This window comes from Streptomyces sp. NPDC093018, assembly GCF_040684035.1.
Lineage (GTDB): Bacteria > Actinomycetota > Actinomycetes > Streptomycetales > Streptomycetaceae > Streptomyces > Streptomyces murinus.
Window position 1 is genome coordinate 124,792 of record NZ_JBFBFF010000005.1, and the last position, 14,294, is coordinate 139,085.

Here is a 14,294-nt window from a genome sequence, read left to right on the forward strand (position 1 = left end):
CCGCCGCATGGCGACCGGAAAGACCACCGCGGCACAAATGATCGTGCCGGACGTCTGGGCCGACATGGTGCAGGCGAAGTTCAAGGGCGCACTCGTGCTCGGCACGATGGCGCTCAACGACACCACCCTCGAAGGCAAGCCCGGCGACACCGTGAACTTCCCCAAGTGGAAGGCCCTCACGGAAGCCGAGGACCTGACCGAGGGCACGCCGATGACACCCGAGCAGCTCGGCACCGACCCGGGCAACAGCGCCACGATCAAGGAAGCCGGTAAGGCGGTCGAGATCACGGACAAGGCGCGACTAGTCGCGTTCGGCGACCCGTACGCGGAGACTCAGCGGCAGCTCGGCGTACTGATCGCCCGGAAGATCGACAAGGACCTGACGGCCGCGGCCGAGGCCGCCGGCGCCATCACCGTGAACGCCGCCGACAAGGCCCTGTCGTGGGATGTGATGGTCGACGGCATCGCACGATTCGGGGACGAGTGGGAGCCGGACAACATGGCCGGCCTCGTCATTCACTCGCTCCAGCGCGCGAGCATCTACAAGGACCCGAACTTTCTCAGCGCGGACAAGGTCGGCGCCGGCGCGGTGATCCCGCGCGGCGTGATCGGCCAGATCGGCGGCGTGAACGTGTACGTCTCCGACCGCGTCACCACCACCCCGGGCGCCGAAGGCACGCCGGCGACATACAACGCGCTCATAGTGCGGCGCGGTTCCCTGGGCCTGCTCTACAAGCGCCGGCCGATCGTCGAGACCGACCGCGACATTCTCGCCCGTACGACCGTGGTCACCACGAACGTGCACTACGCGACGCACCGCCTGGACGACGAGGGGATCGTCGTGCTGACCACCCGAGGGGCGGCGTGATGATGCTCCGCCGCTACCACCCGAGAGGGAACGATTCCCCGGGCGAGGACGACGAGCAGACAACGGAAGACGAGCAGAGCAGCGGGCCGCCGGCGAAGAAGCCGACGGCCCGTCCTGCTGCCCGCAGCAAGAGGGGGTGATCGTGGCCCGCCAGCCCTACGCGACCCCCGAGGCCCTCACCGCATGGACCGGGCAACCGGCCCCCGCGGACGCCGAGAGGCTGCTCGCCCGGGCCGGCGAGGACATCGACTCGGCATTGCTCACCGCTGTGTACGCAGTTGACGAGGACGGCGACCCGACCGACCCGGACGTGCGCGCCGCACTCAGCGACGCCACGTGCGCACAGGTCGAGTACCAACTCGCCGCCGGCGACGACGGAACGGGCGCCGCCGGACAGTGGGACTCAGTCAGCATCGGCCCCGTTTCCCTGTCCGGGCGCAGCTCGGCCACCGCGGCGACGACCGGCGTCGACCTCGCCCCGCGAGCAGACCGTGCACTGCGCCGAGCAGGACTCACCCCGGGACGGGTGATCGCATGGTGACCCGCGTCCCCGAGGTCCTGCTGCGCCACCGCATCCGTATCGAGCCGTACCTCGCCGACACCGCGTACGGCCCCACCTACGGCCCAGCCAACAACGCCGTACCCGCGCTCGTCGACCCGTCGCCGCGCATGGCCCGGGCGCCGGACGGACGGGAGTTCACCGCGGCGGCGACGTTCATCGCCGCCGCGGATCTCGACTGCCCGCTCGGCTCGCGCATCACCCTGCCCGACGGACGCACCGCGACCGCAACCACCGTCGCCCGCCACACAGCCCCGGGCCTACCGGTCCCCGCCTGTACGGAGGTGACGATCGAATGAGCCGCTCCGCCCGGGCCCACGTCCGCTGGAATGGCGAGCAGGTCCTCGGCCGCGCCCGGCAAGGCGCGCTGCGCGGACTGCTGCTCGGCGCCGAGCACCTGCTCGCCGAGTCCCGCAAAGAGGTGCCGATCGCCGAGGGCACCCTCGAACGGAGCGGCGCCACCTCGGTTGACGAGGCGAACCTCGTCGCCGGCGTCACCTACGACACCCCGTACGCCGCGCGCGTGCACGAGGACATGTCCGCCCGGCACAGCCCCGGGCGTAAGGCCAAGTTCCTTGAAGACCCCGCCAACCGCGAGGCCGATGCGATCGGCGAACTGATCGCCGCGCAGGTTAGGCGAGCACTCCGCTAAATCGGCTCCGGAGAGATCATGCGCTCGACCATTTCGATCCCCTTCTGCGTCAACTGCACGACGCGAAGCCCCTGGTCTCGATCCTCTGGATGTGGAGATTTAATCGCCACAACGATCCCATCCTCCACGAGGTTGGAAATCATCCAATGCATACCTTCTGGGATCGATACGTCGCAGAATCCAAACGTACTGCCTGCGCCCAAGGTACGAAGGGTAGCCATGATTGAAAGATGACCGGGAATCGAACTATCAATCCAGCCAAGCGACTTGGCGTAGAACTTCAACATCTGCCGCTCGACGCCGGTATACCGACCGTTCAGCACTTCGAGATTCTGCTTATATTGCAACATCGCTTTGCGATCCATCTCACCATTATCGAATCGCGTGTGACAGGTGGGACACAAGGCGATCAGATTGTCGAACGTGTGCTCTTTTACCTTCGCCCACGGCGTTATATGGGCAAGCTCAACTGGCGTTTGCCGGCACGTTGGTATGGCGCATCGATGACCCGCTTCTACAAGTACCGCCCGTTTCAGAGCTGTTGGAACGCTCGGTCTGTCTTGGCCCATGCACCAGAGGATAAACACCCGTAGGAACCGGCGCCCGCATGCCCTTTGATCTGCTCGACGGCATCGCCCGATACCTCGACGAGCAGCACCTGCTCGTCTACGACCCGACCGGCACCGCCGGCGACACGTTCATCGAGACCCTGCCGCACGAGCCGGCCGAGGCCGTAGGGCTGTGGCTGTACGGCGCCGCCGAGCAGGACTCGCGCAACGGCTACGACGTCCGCTCGCTACAGGTGCGCGTGCGCGGCACGGCCGACCCGCGGGTTTCCCGCCGCCGCGCCGAGGCCCTGTACGGCGCCCTGCACGGGCTCGCCGGCCTCGAACTGCCCGACGGCACATGGCTCGTGCTCGCCGTCGCGCAGCAGACCCCCGCCCCGCTCGGCACTGACGCCTCGGGCCGGCACGAGCACACGGTGAACGTCCGCCTCGACGTGGCCAACCCCACCCCACACCGCCCCGACTAGGAGGTGCACCTATGGCCGCGAACAGTCGGCCCATTGACGCCCGCGGTTGGCTGTTCGAGGTCCTCGACGCCACCGTGACCGGCACCGAGACATGGCTGCCCATCGCCGGCCTGACCTCGTTCACCCATAATCCGGGCGAGAACGAAGAAACCGCCGAGACGACCGCGTTCGACAGCGAGGGCTATTACGAGCAGGACGTGATGCAGCGCGGCGCCACCCTCGAAATCGAGGGTCTGTACCGCATCGACCCGACCACCAAGGCGCAGGATGCCGGACAGGCGTACGTCGACAACGTATGGGCCTACCGGCTCGGCATCGAGTCGAACAACAAGGTCCGGTGGCGCCACAAGTCGCAGACGGATTGGGTCGTTTGGGATTCCACGATGACCCCCGGCGAGCAGGGCGGCGAGACCAACGACAAAACGTCGTGGTCCGCCACGATCACCCGCTCGGGCAAGCCGACCACCGCGCCCGTTGCCGGCGGACAGACGCTCGCCGCCAAGACCGCGGGCAAGTCGGGGGGTGACGCGTGAGCAAGGCCCCCGAGCAGCCGCTCGTCGAGACCGCCGACTTTGACGCGTTCTTCGCCGAACAGACCCCCGGCCGGCCCCGGGCCGCGCTCACCCTCTACGAGCGCGAGTACGTACTGCCCGACTCCCTGCCGCTGCTGTTCACGCTCCAGATGGAGCGCGTACAGGGCAGCTCTGACCCCGACGACGTGCGCCGGATGCTCGCGACGCTGTTCGGCGAGGGCGCCCTCGACACGTGGGCCGAGCGCGGCATGACCGACCGGCAGCTCGCCATCGTCCTTATCTACTCGGCCGCCAACATCCGCACCCCCGGCTCACTGTCCATGCAGCGCGCGGCCGAGCTGCACGACGAGCAGGACGCCGCCAAGGCGGGAAAAGCATCGCCGGCGAACCGGGCACAGCGTCGGGCAGGCACGAAGAAGAAGGGGAAGGGCAAGGCGCGTTCTGGCGCGCGGTCCTGACCCACTGGGGAGCGGTCGAGGCTGACCTCGCCCGCGAGTACCACCTCGGCGCCGAGCAGGTCGCCGCCCTCTCAACTCGCCGATTCCTCACCCTGGTTGCGGGACTGTCCGGCGAGGCGCGATTCGCCCGCGCATGGTCGCGCACCCCGCGCGAGGTCGACGACCCCGCGGAGATCGCAGCAATCACCGGCCTGCCCGCCGGCTGAACGACCGGCGACCACGCCGGATGACCCCCGATAGGAGGTGATCCGGTGGCGCTCACCGTTGCCGAGTTGCTCGCGACGATCGACGTCGACGACGCCCCCGCCGCCTCCGGCCTCACCCGGGCCGAGCAGCGCGTCGTCGCCGCGGCCGAGAGCATCACCGCCGAGGCCGCCCGCGCCGGCGACGCCGCCGGACAACGGCTCGGCGAAGGAGTCGCCGACGGCGCCGAGGACGGCGCGCAGGAAGCCGGCGGGCGGCTGCGCGACAAGCTCGGCGCGTTCGGGTGGGCCGCGGTCGGCGCGAGCGTCGGCGCCGCGGTCCTCGCCGGCGTCGGCGAGGCGATGCAGCAGCAGAAAGACAACTCGCTGCTTGCCGCGCAGCTCGGCGCCGACCCCGCGCAGGCGAAGCGCCTCGGCAAGGCCGCCGGCTCCCTCTACAGCCAGGGGTACACAGACTCGGTCGCCGACGCGAACGAGGCCCTCAAGTCCCTTTGGCAGCAGGGTCTCGTACCCGCGGACGCCACGCAGAAAGAGCTCGAAAAGGTCGGCGGGCGCCTTTCGCAGGTCGCACAGATCATGGGCGAGGAAGTCGGCCCGACAAGCGTCGCGGTCGGCCAGATGCTCAAAACGGGAATGGCCAAGAATGCCGACGAGGCATTCGACATTCTCACCCGCGGAACACAGCTCGGAATCAACAAAGCCGAGGACCTACTCGACACCTACAACGAGTACGGAACTCAGTTCCGAGACCTCGGCATAAACGGCAAGGAAGCCTTGGGCATCATGCACCAAGGCTTGCAGGCCGGCGCCCGCGATGCGGACATCGTCGCGGACGCAATGAAAGAGCTGAATATCCGTGTCAAGGACGGCTCAGCCGCCGACGGGTTGAAGGCTCTTGGCCTGAATGCCGATGAGATGGCAAGCGCGTTCGCCTCGGGTGGACCGAAAGCGCAGGCTGCACTCGACACCATTACCGACCGGCTGCGCGCGGTAAAGGACCCGACCGAGCGGTTTCGCCTCTCGCAGCAACTGCTCGGCACGCAGAGCGAGGACCTGTCCAAGGCCCTCATGGCGATTGACCCGAGCAAGGCTGTTGCCTCGCTCGGCAAGGTCGACGGCGCCGCCAAGCGCGCCGGCGACACGATGCGCGACAACGCCTCGACCAAGGTCACGCAGTTCACGCGTTCCCTGCAACAGGGGTTCGTCGAGGTCCTCGGGAATCAGGTCCTGCCCGCCCTCACCACAGCGGGCGGGTACCTCGTCGACTTCGGCGCAGGCATTGCGACGGCCGCCGGTTTCGTCGAGCAGCACGGCACGGCCTTTAGCGTGGTCGCCGGCCTTATCACGCTGGTCATGCTGCCCGCGCTGATCCAGCTCGGCACCCGCGCCACCATCACTACGGGGCAGGTTGTCGCCGGCTGGATCACCCAAGGCGCGGCCGGCGTCACCGCAGCGGCGAGGTTCGTCGCCACGAACGCTCTGATCGTCGCCGGCTGGATCGCGCAGGGCGCCGCCGCGGCCGGAACCGCGCTGCGCGTGGTCGGCGCGTGGGTCCTGATGGGCACGCAGTCGCTGCTACAGGCGGCGCGTATGGCCGCGGCGTGGCTGATCGCCATAGGCCCCGTGGCGCTGATCATCGCTGCGGTAATCGGCCTCGTCGCGTTGATCGTCGCCAACTGGGACACGATCAAGAACGCGACGCTCGCCGTCTGGAACTGGATTTGGGAAAAGATCAAGTGGGTTGAGAACAAGCTCGTTGAGTTTTTTCTCAACTTCACCTTGGTTGGCCTCATAATCAAGCACTGGGATTCCATCCGATCCGGAACGGTACGCGTCTGGAACGCCATCGTCGATTGGGTCAAGGGACTCCCGCAGAAGCTGATCAGCTTCTTCCTGAACTGGACTTTGCCCGGCCTGATTATCAAGCATTGGCAGTCCATCAAAGACGGCTCGGTTCGTAAGGCGACCGAGCTCGTCAGTTGGGTGCGCGGGCTCCCGGGCCGGATCGCTTCCGCGGTCGGGAATCTCGGACGGCTCCTGTACGACAAGGGAACCGACGTTGTCCGCGGCTTGTGGAACGGCATCAAGTCCATGGGCAGTTGGCTGCGCTCGACGCTGATCTCGTGGGCGAAGGATCTCATTCCGGGACCGATCGCGAAGGCGTTGGGCATTCACAGCCCAAGTCGCGTTATGGCACGCGACATTGGCCGCTGGATTCCGGCCGGCGTCGTCAAGGGCATCCGGGCAGGGCAGGGCGCCGTCGTGCGCACCATGCGCACGCTCGTGCCCGCCCCGAGCCTGCCCACCGCCGGCGCACTCCCCGCCACCGGCGGATACGGCGCGGCCGGCCCGTTCGGCTCGGCCGCCGGCGCCGGCCCGTCCGTGCACACCGAGCACTGGTACGGCGGCGACCAAACCCCCGAAGAGAACGCCGCCGCCTTGCAGTGGCGCATGAAGGCAAGGGGGTGACGCCGTGGCGATGGGCGACCGCGTCACCGCGCCCGGGCACGTGCAGCTCGGCGAGCTGCTGCTCGGGCGCGGCACCCCCTACCGGTGGCGTTCCCTGTCCGGGTGGGAGGACCTTCCCGCCCTCGACTCGGGCAGCGTCAACCGGGCGGACGGGCACGGCGCGATACTCGGCCGGCTGCTCGCGCAGCCGCGCGTCATCACGGTTGACGGCATCGTGATTCGTGCCCGCCCGGACGAAATCGGCGGCGTCGTGCAGCAGCTCGGCACGGCCACGGGCGTCATGGACGGCGAGCAGCCCCTCGTCGTCCAGATCGACGAGCGCGGACCGCTGCTCGCATGGGTGCGCGTGACCAACCGCGCCGTACCCGTCGAGCTCGGGTACCGGGTCGGCACTATCACCGGCGCCGCCCTCCAGTTCACCGCCACCGACCCGCGCCGGTATGAGCTGCTCGAACGCAGTGCGCGGGCGTCCCTTCCCATCGCCGAGCCGGGCCTCGACTGGAACAGCACCGAGGATGGTCCCGACGCCGGCCTCGACTTCCACAACGAGACCGGCCTCGACTTCGGGCCCCCCGGCAGTACCGGCACCCTGACCGCCCACAACGAGGGCAATGCACCCGCGCACCCCCTCGTCGAGGTCCGCGGTCCGGTCTCCATGCCGAGCCTGACGAACGTCACAAGCGGCGACGTCCTCGAATACGACATCGACCTCGCCGAGGGCGACGTGCTCACCGTCGACACCGGCGAGGGCACGGTGACGCTCAACGCGACGACGTCCCGCCTCTACACCGCCACCGCCCGCAGCGTGCCCGAGCAAAGTTTCGTGCTCTGGCCCGGAACTGCGGATCTGGCGTACCGGGCTGCGCCCGGATCTTCCGACCCCGCCGCGTCCGTCACCGTCCGGTGGCGCTCGGCCTACTGGTAAGGAGGGGCGCCGACTTGACCGTGCGCGCCGCGTGGCTGCTCACCGGACCCCCGAACGGGCAGACCCGCACCGACACCCGCCTCGCCCCTCTCGGCACCATGGCGCCCGAGGGCGAGCTGACCACCCGCGACGGCGTGATCGCCGGCGGCGCCCCGCTCATGGCGAGCGGCGCCGGCCCCATGCAGGTACAGCTCGGCGTCGGCCGCGCCCTGGTGCAGGGCACCACCGTGCAGGGCGCCTATCCCGTCGCCGTGACCGTTCCCGAAACGCTCACCGTCACCGACGGCGACCCGCAGAACCCCCGCGTCGACAGCGTCATCTTGCGCGTGCGCGACGGGCTGTTCGACCCGAACGCGCAGGGGCAGACGACCGTCTCGGCCGAGCTGCTCGTCGGTACGCCGGCACCGTCGCCCGTCGAGCCGACTCTGCCCTCGGCGTCCCTGCGATTGTGGTCCATCACCGTTCCCGCCGGCGCCTCGGCCGGTACGGGCGGTATCAACTGGCCGAGTGCGCTCGCCGACCGCCGGCGCTTCACGAGCTCGTACGGCGGGATCATCCCGCGCGGGTGGGGAAGCTCGTTCAACGGCACCTATGACGGGCAATACCGTGATGTCGACGGCGTGTTGCAGCGCTGGAACGCCGGTACGGCCCGATGGGAGCAGTACCCGCCCGATAGCGGTTGGACGGCGCTCACTCTCGCGAGCGGCTACGCCAACCCCGGGCACGGCACTACCCCAGGGTGGCGCAAGCTCGGCTCGCTCGTGCTGCTGCGCGGGCGCCTCGGCCCGACCAAGGCGAACACCACGATCGCCAACGCCGTCACCCTCGCCACGCTCCCGCAGGCGATACGGCCCGCCGGGGGCAAGGAATTCGCTTGGGCGGCGCCGCGAGATCAGAGCAGCAAGGGGCCGGCCGTGACCCGAGTCGAGATCACCTCGTCGGGCCTGCTGCGTATTTACGAGGGGTTTGACCTGCCCTCGTGGATCAGCCTCGACGGCGTCACCTACGCCACCGACTGACGGGGGGTGTAGGTGATCTCTCCCCCGTACCGGCTGCTGCTGTGCGACCTGCGGTCCGACCAGGTCCTCGACGCGCTGCCCATACAGCAGCTCAGCCTCGACGACTACATCGGCAAGGCCGGCGCCATGTCCGGCACCATCCCGGTACCGAACGCGTCGATCGCCGCTCGCGCCCGTGCTGCGATCGTCCCGGGGCGCACCGCGGTATGGCTTGAACGCGGGCGCGAAATCTGGTGGGGCGGCGTGCTGTGGACTGCCTCGCGTGTCTCGGACTCCCGAGGGTTCCTCGGCGTACAGGTGCAGGCCGGCACGTGGGATACGTACCTGTCGCACCGGCTGCTGTACGACACGCTCACCGCCGCGGGGACCGATCAGTTCGATATCGCCCGAGGGCTGATCGACTACGTACAGAACACCCGCGGCGGCGACATCGGCATCGAGTACGACACCGCCGTTTCGGGCGTGCTGCGCGACCGCGTGTACAGCCGCTACGACCTGCCCGGCGTGCGCGACCTGATCGATCAACTCGGCGCCGTAGAGGGCGGGTTCGAGTGGCGGATCGCCTCGTACCGCGACACCAACGGGCGCCGTATCAAGCGGCTGCAACTCGGCTCCCCGCAGATCCGGACCGGGCACAGCGAGATCGTCCTCGACCACCCCGGGCCGATCCTCTCGTACACGTGGCCCGTCGACGCGACCGTGCGCGCCAACGCATGGCAGTCCCGCGGCGCGAGCGACAACTCGAACCAAGCAGCTGACAGCGTCCCCATGATGAGCGCGCTACAGCTCGCCGAGCAGGACATCGAGGACGGATGGCCGCGCCTCGACGGCAGCAGCGACTACTCGACCGTCAACCAGCAGCCCACCCTCGACGCCCACGCCGCGGCAGACCTCGCCGCCGCCCGCGCCGGAACGGTGATCCCCGAGATCACCGTCGACATGACCCGCACGCCCATCTCGCCGGCGCTGCTCGGCGCGACCGTGCGCCTGCGCATCCGCGACCTGTGGCACCCCGAGACCCTCAACGCCCGCTATCGCGCGGTCGGTCTGGCCATATCCCCACCCGAGCGCGGCCGGTCGGAGACTGCCCGCCTGTACTTGGAGGCCGCCTAGTGGCTGCTGTACCGCAGGACCTGCTCGACCGCGTGCGCGCGCTCGAACGGCAGGTGCGCGAGCTCGCCGGCCGCGCGCAGATCCGGCCGGCCCTGAACCGCATCAACCACGGTCGGGTGACCATCGCCGAGGGCGGCTCGCTTGAAGTCCTCGCACCCGACGGGACCGGCCTGTTCGGCGTCGGGCAACTCGGCCCGTTCTGGAATCACCCCGACGGCTCCCCGCAGCAGGGGCTCATGATGCAGCGCGAGGACGGAACGACCGCCTTCACCATCCGAGCCAGTCCGACCACGTCCGCCGGCGGCGCCCTCACGCAGGCAGTCGGCATCTGGGACCGCTCCGGCCACATCGTCGTGAGCGACGACACCACCTCGGGCCGCGGCGTCGGCTCGCCCGCACTGCCCATGCCGTTTCAGAAGCTGCCCCCGGGCGGCGAGACCATCACGACCAGCACCTTTCAAAACTGCTGGTTCGCCACCATCCAGGCGCACAACCCCGTCGCCGTCGTTCAGTTGGAGTTCGCCGCCGCCCCGGGCGCCACGGCCGAGGTACAGGTGCAGTACCGGCTCGGCAGCGAAGCGAACTGGACGAACGTCGGCACCGACACCGTCAGCGCCGCGGCGTCCGCATCCTCTCCGGTCTACAAGACGACGTGGTTCACGTGGCCACTAGACCGGGCCGAGTTCGAGCAAGCCGTGTTCGTGCGCATCCAGGCCCGCCAGAAGTCCGGCAGCGGCGGCGCGCTGTGCAACTGCCTCGGCGGATACACCCGCCGCACGTACGGGGCCTCGGAGATTCCCGCCCCGCCGCCCTCGGCGCTCGCCGCCGCGCGCACGCTGCGCGCCGCCGCTGACGTGGCCGGCCCCGGCGAGGGCATCGCCCCGCCGCACGTCCCCCCGCCGTTCCCCGCGCCGGCCCCGTTCACCGAAGCCGAGCAGACCGCGCCGCCGGCGCCGACGCCCGAGCCGGGCCTGCGCCCCCTCGACGAGTAAGGAGACACCGAGCACGTGCTGCCCGAGTCCATCCCCACCGTGACCATCACCGGCCGCTTCCTCTCCCCCGACGGCCGGCCCCTGTCCGGAACCGTCACCTTCCGCGCACCGACGCAGATCACCTTTCCCGACGCCGACGTCATCCTCGGCGGCCCCGTCGTCGCGCAGCTCGACGCGCAGGGACAGATCAGCGCGACCCTGCCGGCAACGGACGCCCCGGGCATGGACCCGGCGGGTTGGTCGTACGCGGTCGCCGAGCAGCTCGTCGGCATCCCGACCGGCCGCTCGTACAACGTCCTGCTACCGGCCGAGCAGCCGCTCGTCGACCTCGCCGACATCGCACCCACCGACCCGAGCAAGCCCAACTACATCCCCGTTGTCGGCCCCGAGGGACCGCGCGGCCCCGCCGGCGCGAGCGCGTACGAGGTCGCCGTCGCCGGCGGATTCAGCGGCACCCCCGCCGACTGGCTCGCGAGCCTCGTCGGCCCCCGCGGCGCAACCGGCTCGACCGGCGCGCAGGGCATACAGGGAGTGCCCGGCAAAGACGGGAAGGACGGCGCCCCCGGGGCGCCCGGCGCCCCGGGCCTCGTCCAGTCCGTCAACGGCAAGAGCGCCGCCTCGATCACCCTCACGCCTGCGGACGTCGGCGCGCTCGCCGCCACCGCGGCCGGCGCGGCGAACGGCGTCGCCACCCTCGACGCCGACGGGAAGGTGCCCGCCGCGCAGCTCCCGACGAGCTCGGGCGGGGGTGCCGTCGCCTCGGTCAACGGCAAGACGGGCGCCGTCGTGCTCACCGCGTCGGACGTCGGCGCGCTCGACCAGGGCGCCGCCGACGCGCGGTACGTCCAGCCGTCCGACATCCCCGTGCGATCCGTGGCCGGGAAGACCGGCGCCGTCACGCTCGCCGCCGGCGACGTCGGCGCGCTCGCCGCCGCGGCCCTCGGCGCGGCGAACGGTGTCGCGAGCCTCGACGGCTCGACGCGACTCCCCACCGCGCAGCTACCGACCGCGGTCGCCAAGAACTCATGGACCCCGCAGGCCCTCGGATTCGCCGCCTGGTCGCTCGACCCGGGGGGCGTGGCCAACCCGGTTGCGAAGTACCTCGCGCCACAGCGGCTCTACTTGACCGGCATCAACATCACGGAACCCACGACCGTAACCAAGGCCGTTCTTTTCGCCCGCGGATACGGAGGCGTGACCGCGAATAGGTACATGGCTGGTATCTATCGCGAGGACGGGACGCGCGTCGTCGCATCCTCCGCGGTCGCGCTCACCATGGCCGGCCAGGAACCCGGAACGCTCCCCGCCATGACCACCAACCACATCGGAGCCGTGCCGCTCAGCTTCACGTCGACCACCCTCACGCCCGGCCGGTACTGGGTGGCATGGCTGATGACCGTGGGCGGCGCGAGCGACTTCTCGTTCTTCCACGTGCAGAACGAGGCCCCCGTCGCCACGGCCAACTTCGCCATGCCCACGAGTTTCTTTCCGCGCGCCTGGTACATCGCCGCGCAGTCCACGCTGCCCACCACGGTCAGCCCGACGGCCGCGACAGCGCTCGCCGACCACGACATCCCGATCGTGGCACTCGCAGCCTGACCACCACCCCATCCGTACGCCCCGGCAGTCGCCGCGGGCGTTTTTTCATGTCTGGAGCCCCACCTATGGCAACTCCCCTGACCGCCTCCGCCCTGCTCGCCGCTCTACGCGCCGAGGGCGTGAAGTGCGTCGAGTACGGATCATGGCGGACCCACAACCGCGCCGGCCACGGCGCGTGGGACCCGATCAACGGCGTCATGATCCACCACACCGTGAGCAGCGGCACCGACGCGTCCGTGCGCCTGTGCTACGACGGATACGCCGACCTCCCCGGTCCCCTGTGCCACGGCGTGATCGCCAAGGACGGCACCGTCTACCTGATCTCCGCGGGCCGCGCCAACCACGCCGGCGGCGGCGACGGCCAGGTGCTCAACGCCGTCATCAGTGAGCGGTCGTTGCCCTCGACCAACGCCCACGAGGGCAGCGCCGGCGCCGTCGACGGTAACGCGCGCTTCTACGGCTTCGAGTGCATCAACTTGGGCAACGGCGCCGACCCGTGGCCCGACGCCCAGCTCGACGCAATCGAGCGCGTCTCGGCCGCCATCTGCCGGGCGTACGGCTGGAGCGCGGAAAGCGTCATCGGCCACAAGGAGTGGTCCGACTGGAAGTCGGACCCGCGCGGCTTCTCCATGACGACGATGCGCTCGCGCATCGTCCGGCGCCTCGCCACCAAGCCGGGCAAGACCCCGCCGCCGAAGTTCGAGCCGTTCCCGGGCGTCGACTTCTTCAAGCGGTACCCGCGAGACCCCATCGTCACGGCCATGGGTACGCGGCTGGTCGCCGAAGGCTGCTCGGCCTACAAGTCCGGCCCGAGCCCGCAGTTCACCGCGGCCGACATCACCTCCTACGCCAAGTGGCAGCGCAAGCAGGGCTACACCGGCAAGGACGCCGACGGATGGCCCGGCCGAAAGTCCTGGGACGCACTGAAGGTCCCCAAGACCACCTGACCCACCCCCGCGCCCGCCCGCGAGCAGGCGCACCCCTGCCCCACCCTGTAGAAAGAGGTACCGCCCTATGACCGACGCCGCCCGCCGCACGATCCGCACCGTTGTACAGACCGTGCTCGGCCTCGCCGCCGGGCTCCCCCTGATCATCGACGCCGCAGGCATCCCGCAGACCGCCGCCGGCGTAGGTGTCGCCCTCGCCGTCGCCGGCGGACTCACGCGCGTGATGGCGCTCCCCGTCGTCGAGAACCTGCTGCCCGCGTGGCTGCGAGCCGAGCCGAACAGCCCCACCAAGCTGCTCGCCCTGTACCGGAAGGACGACACCACCGAGTGACCACAGCGACGACCGGCGTCGACCCGATCGACGCCCTTGTGCTCTGGTCCGGCGCCGTCGTCGCAATCTCCGGCGCTCTGGCCCTCGTCTGGCGCGCGACCCGCTCGTTCCGCCGGATCGGCGGAAAGGTCGAGGACTTCGTCGACGACTGGCAGGGCACCGAACCACGCCCCGGCGTGCCCGGCCGCCCCGGCGTCATGAGCCGGCTCGGCGCCATCGAGGACCGCCTCGCCCGTGTCGAGCACGAGCTGCACCCCAACAGCGGCAGCAGCCTGCGCGACGCCGTCGACCGCGTCGACGAACGCACCCGGCAGATCATCAGCGACGACTCGTAGACCGCACTGCGCCCCCTGCTCCCGGCCTTGTGCCGGAAGCAGGGGGCGCTCTTTGCGTTGCAACACGAGGGGGCCCTCGACGAGGAATCATCGAGGGCCCCCTCTGGGGTTCACCGGACCGGACGCCTACGCGGCCACCGATTCGGGAGTTCCCCCCGGTCCGCACTCCGCCCCCACGTTGGGAGACGACAAGAGGCGGATGCGGTGGCGTAAGGGCGCGCGTCGTTCGTCGCGCGCGTGTCGGCGCCGTGCCTGCGA

At 70.0% G+C, this 14,294-nt stretch carries 17 protein-coding genes; 16 read left to right on the forward strand and 1 reads right to left on the reverse strand.

The features are described 5' to 3' along the window. The first annotated feature begins 7 nt into the window (after positions 1 to 7). The 4 genes from AB0N90_RS13855 (at position 8) to AB0N90_RS13870 (ending at position 2,079) form a co-directional block, all read left to right on the forward strand. A complete protein-coding gene (locus AB0N90_RS13855; protein ID WP_365196036.1) occupies positions 8 to 868 on the forward strand; it encodes a N4-gp56 family major capsid protein in 861 nt (286 codons plus the stop codon). A gap of 142 nt (positions 869 to 1,010) precedes the next feature. After that, positions 1,011 to 1,409 (forward strand): hypothetical protein, encoded by a 399-nt coding sequence (locus AB0N90_RS13860; RefSeq protein WP_365196039.1) that lies wholly within the window; start codon positions 1,011 to 1,013, stop codon positions 1,407 to 1,409. Next, entirely contained in the window at positions 1,403 to 1,726 is a 324-nt protein-coding gene (locus tag AB0N90_RS13865) for a hypothetical protein (RefSeq protein WP_365196041.1), read from the forward strand. Before AB0N90_RS13860 ends, AB0N90_RS13865 begins: the two co-directional genes overlap by 7 nt. After that, positions 1,723 to 2,079, forward strand: coding sequence for a hypothetical protein (locus tag AB0N90_RS13870; protein ID WP_365196044.1), 357 nt, complete (start codon positions 1,723 to 1,725; stop codon positions 2,077 to 2,079). The genes AB0N90_RS13865 and AB0N90_RS13870 overlap by 4 nt, the downstream gene beginning before the upstream one ends. Here AB0N90_RS13870 and AB0N90_RS13875 read toward each other — a convergent pair. Then, a complete protein-coding gene (locus AB0N90_RS13875) occupies positions 2,076 to 2,648 on the reverse strand; it encodes an HNH endonuclease signature motif containing protein (protein ID WP_365196046.1) in 573 nt (190 codons plus the stop codon). The genes AB0N90_RS13870 and AB0N90_RS13875 overlap by 4 nt on opposite strands. A 38-nt stretch (positions 2,649 to 2,686) precedes the next feature. Between AB0N90_RS13875 and AB0N90_RS13880 the strand changes: the two genes are divergently transcribed. From AB0N90_RS13880 to AB0N90_RS13935, 12 genes are all read left to right on the forward strand, one after another. Further along, positions 2,687 to 3,112: a minor capsid protein gene (locus AB0N90_RS13880; RefSeq protein WP_365196047.1), complete on the forward strand. Its 426-nt coding sequence runs from the start codon at positions 2,687 to 2,689 to the stop codon at positions 3,110 to 3,112. Between the two features lie 11 nt (positions 3,113 to 3,123). Beyond that, the gene (locus AB0N90_RS13885; RefSeq protein ID WP_365196049.1) at positions 3,124 to 3,645 is read left to right on the forward strand and encodes a hypothetical protein; all 522 of its coding nucleotides are present in this window, start codon (positions 3,124 to 3,126) and stop codon (positions 3,643 to 3,645) included. Next, positions 3,642 to 4,103 (forward strand): hypothetical protein, encoded by a 462-nt coding sequence (locus AB0N90_RS13890; RefSeq protein ID WP_365196052.1) that lies wholly within the window; start codon positions 3,642 to 3,644, stop codon positions 4,101 to 4,103. Before AB0N90_RS13885 ends, AB0N90_RS13890 begins: the two co-directional genes overlap by 4 nt. Before the next feature lie 251 nt (positions 4,104 to 4,354). Beyond that, complete coding sequence (locus tag AB0N90_RS13895) at positions 4,355 to 6,775, forward strand: phage tail tape measure protein (protein WP_365196054.1); 2,421 nt, start codon at positions 4,355 to 4,357, stop codon at positions 6,773 to 6,775. A gap of 4 nt (positions 6,776 to 6,779) precedes the next feature. After that, positions 6,780 to 7,700, forward strand: a complete 921-nt coding sequence (locus AB0N90_RS13900) for a hypothetical protein (RefSeq protein ID WP_365196057.1) — start codon at positions 6,780 to 6,782, stop codon at positions 7,698 to 7,700. A gap of 14 nt (positions 7,701 to 7,714) precedes the next feature. Continuing rightward, positions 7,715 to 8,719: a hypothetical protein gene (locus AB0N90_RS13905; protein WP_365196059.1), complete on the forward strand. Its 1,005-nt coding sequence runs from the start codon at positions 7,715 to 7,717 to the stop codon at positions 8,717 to 8,719. A 15-nt stretch (positions 8,720 to 8,734) separates the two neighbouring features. Continuing rightward, a complete protein-coding gene (locus AB0N90_RS13910; RefSeq protein ID WP_365196723.1) occupies positions 8,735 to 9,832 on the forward strand; it encodes a hypothetical protein in 1,098 nt (365 codons plus the stop codon). Next, complete coding sequence (locus AB0N90_RS13915) at positions 9,832 to 10,824, forward strand: hypothetical protein (protein WP_365196061.1); 993 nt, start codon at positions 9,832 to 9,834, stop codon at positions 10,822 to 10,824. The genes AB0N90_RS13910 and AB0N90_RS13915 overlap by 1 nt, the downstream gene beginning before the upstream one ends. A 15-nt stretch (positions 10,825 to 10,839) precedes the next feature. Next, positions 10,840 to 12,423, forward strand: a complete 1,584-nt coding sequence (locus tag AB0N90_RS13920; RefSeq protein WP_365196063.1) for a phage tail protein — start codon at positions 10,840 to 10,842, stop codon at positions 12,421 to 12,423. 65 nt (positions 12,424 to 12,488) lie between these two features. Further along, the gene (locus tag AB0N90_RS13925; protein ID WP_365196065.1) at positions 12,489 to 13,370 is read left to right on the forward strand and encodes a peptidoglycan-binding protein; all 882 of its coding nucleotides are present in this window, start codon (positions 12,489 to 12,491) and stop codon (positions 13,368 to 13,370) included. A gap of 67 nt (positions 13,371 to 13,437) precedes the next feature. Then, on the forward strand, positions 13,438 to 13,701 hold the full coding sequence (locus AB0N90_RS13930; RefSeq protein WP_365196067.1) for a hypothetical protein: 264 nt from the start codon (positions 13,438 to 13,440) through the stop codon (positions 13,699 to 13,701). After that, positions 13,698 to 14,036 (forward strand): hypothetical protein, encoded by a 339-nt coding sequence (locus AB0N90_RS13935; protein ID WP_365196069.1) that lies wholly within the window; start codon positions 13,698 to 13,700, stop codon positions 14,034 to 14,036. Before AB0N90_RS13930 ends, AB0N90_RS13935 begins: the two co-directional genes overlap by 4 nt. The last annotated feature ends 258 nt before the right edge of the window (positions 14,037 to 14,294 follow it).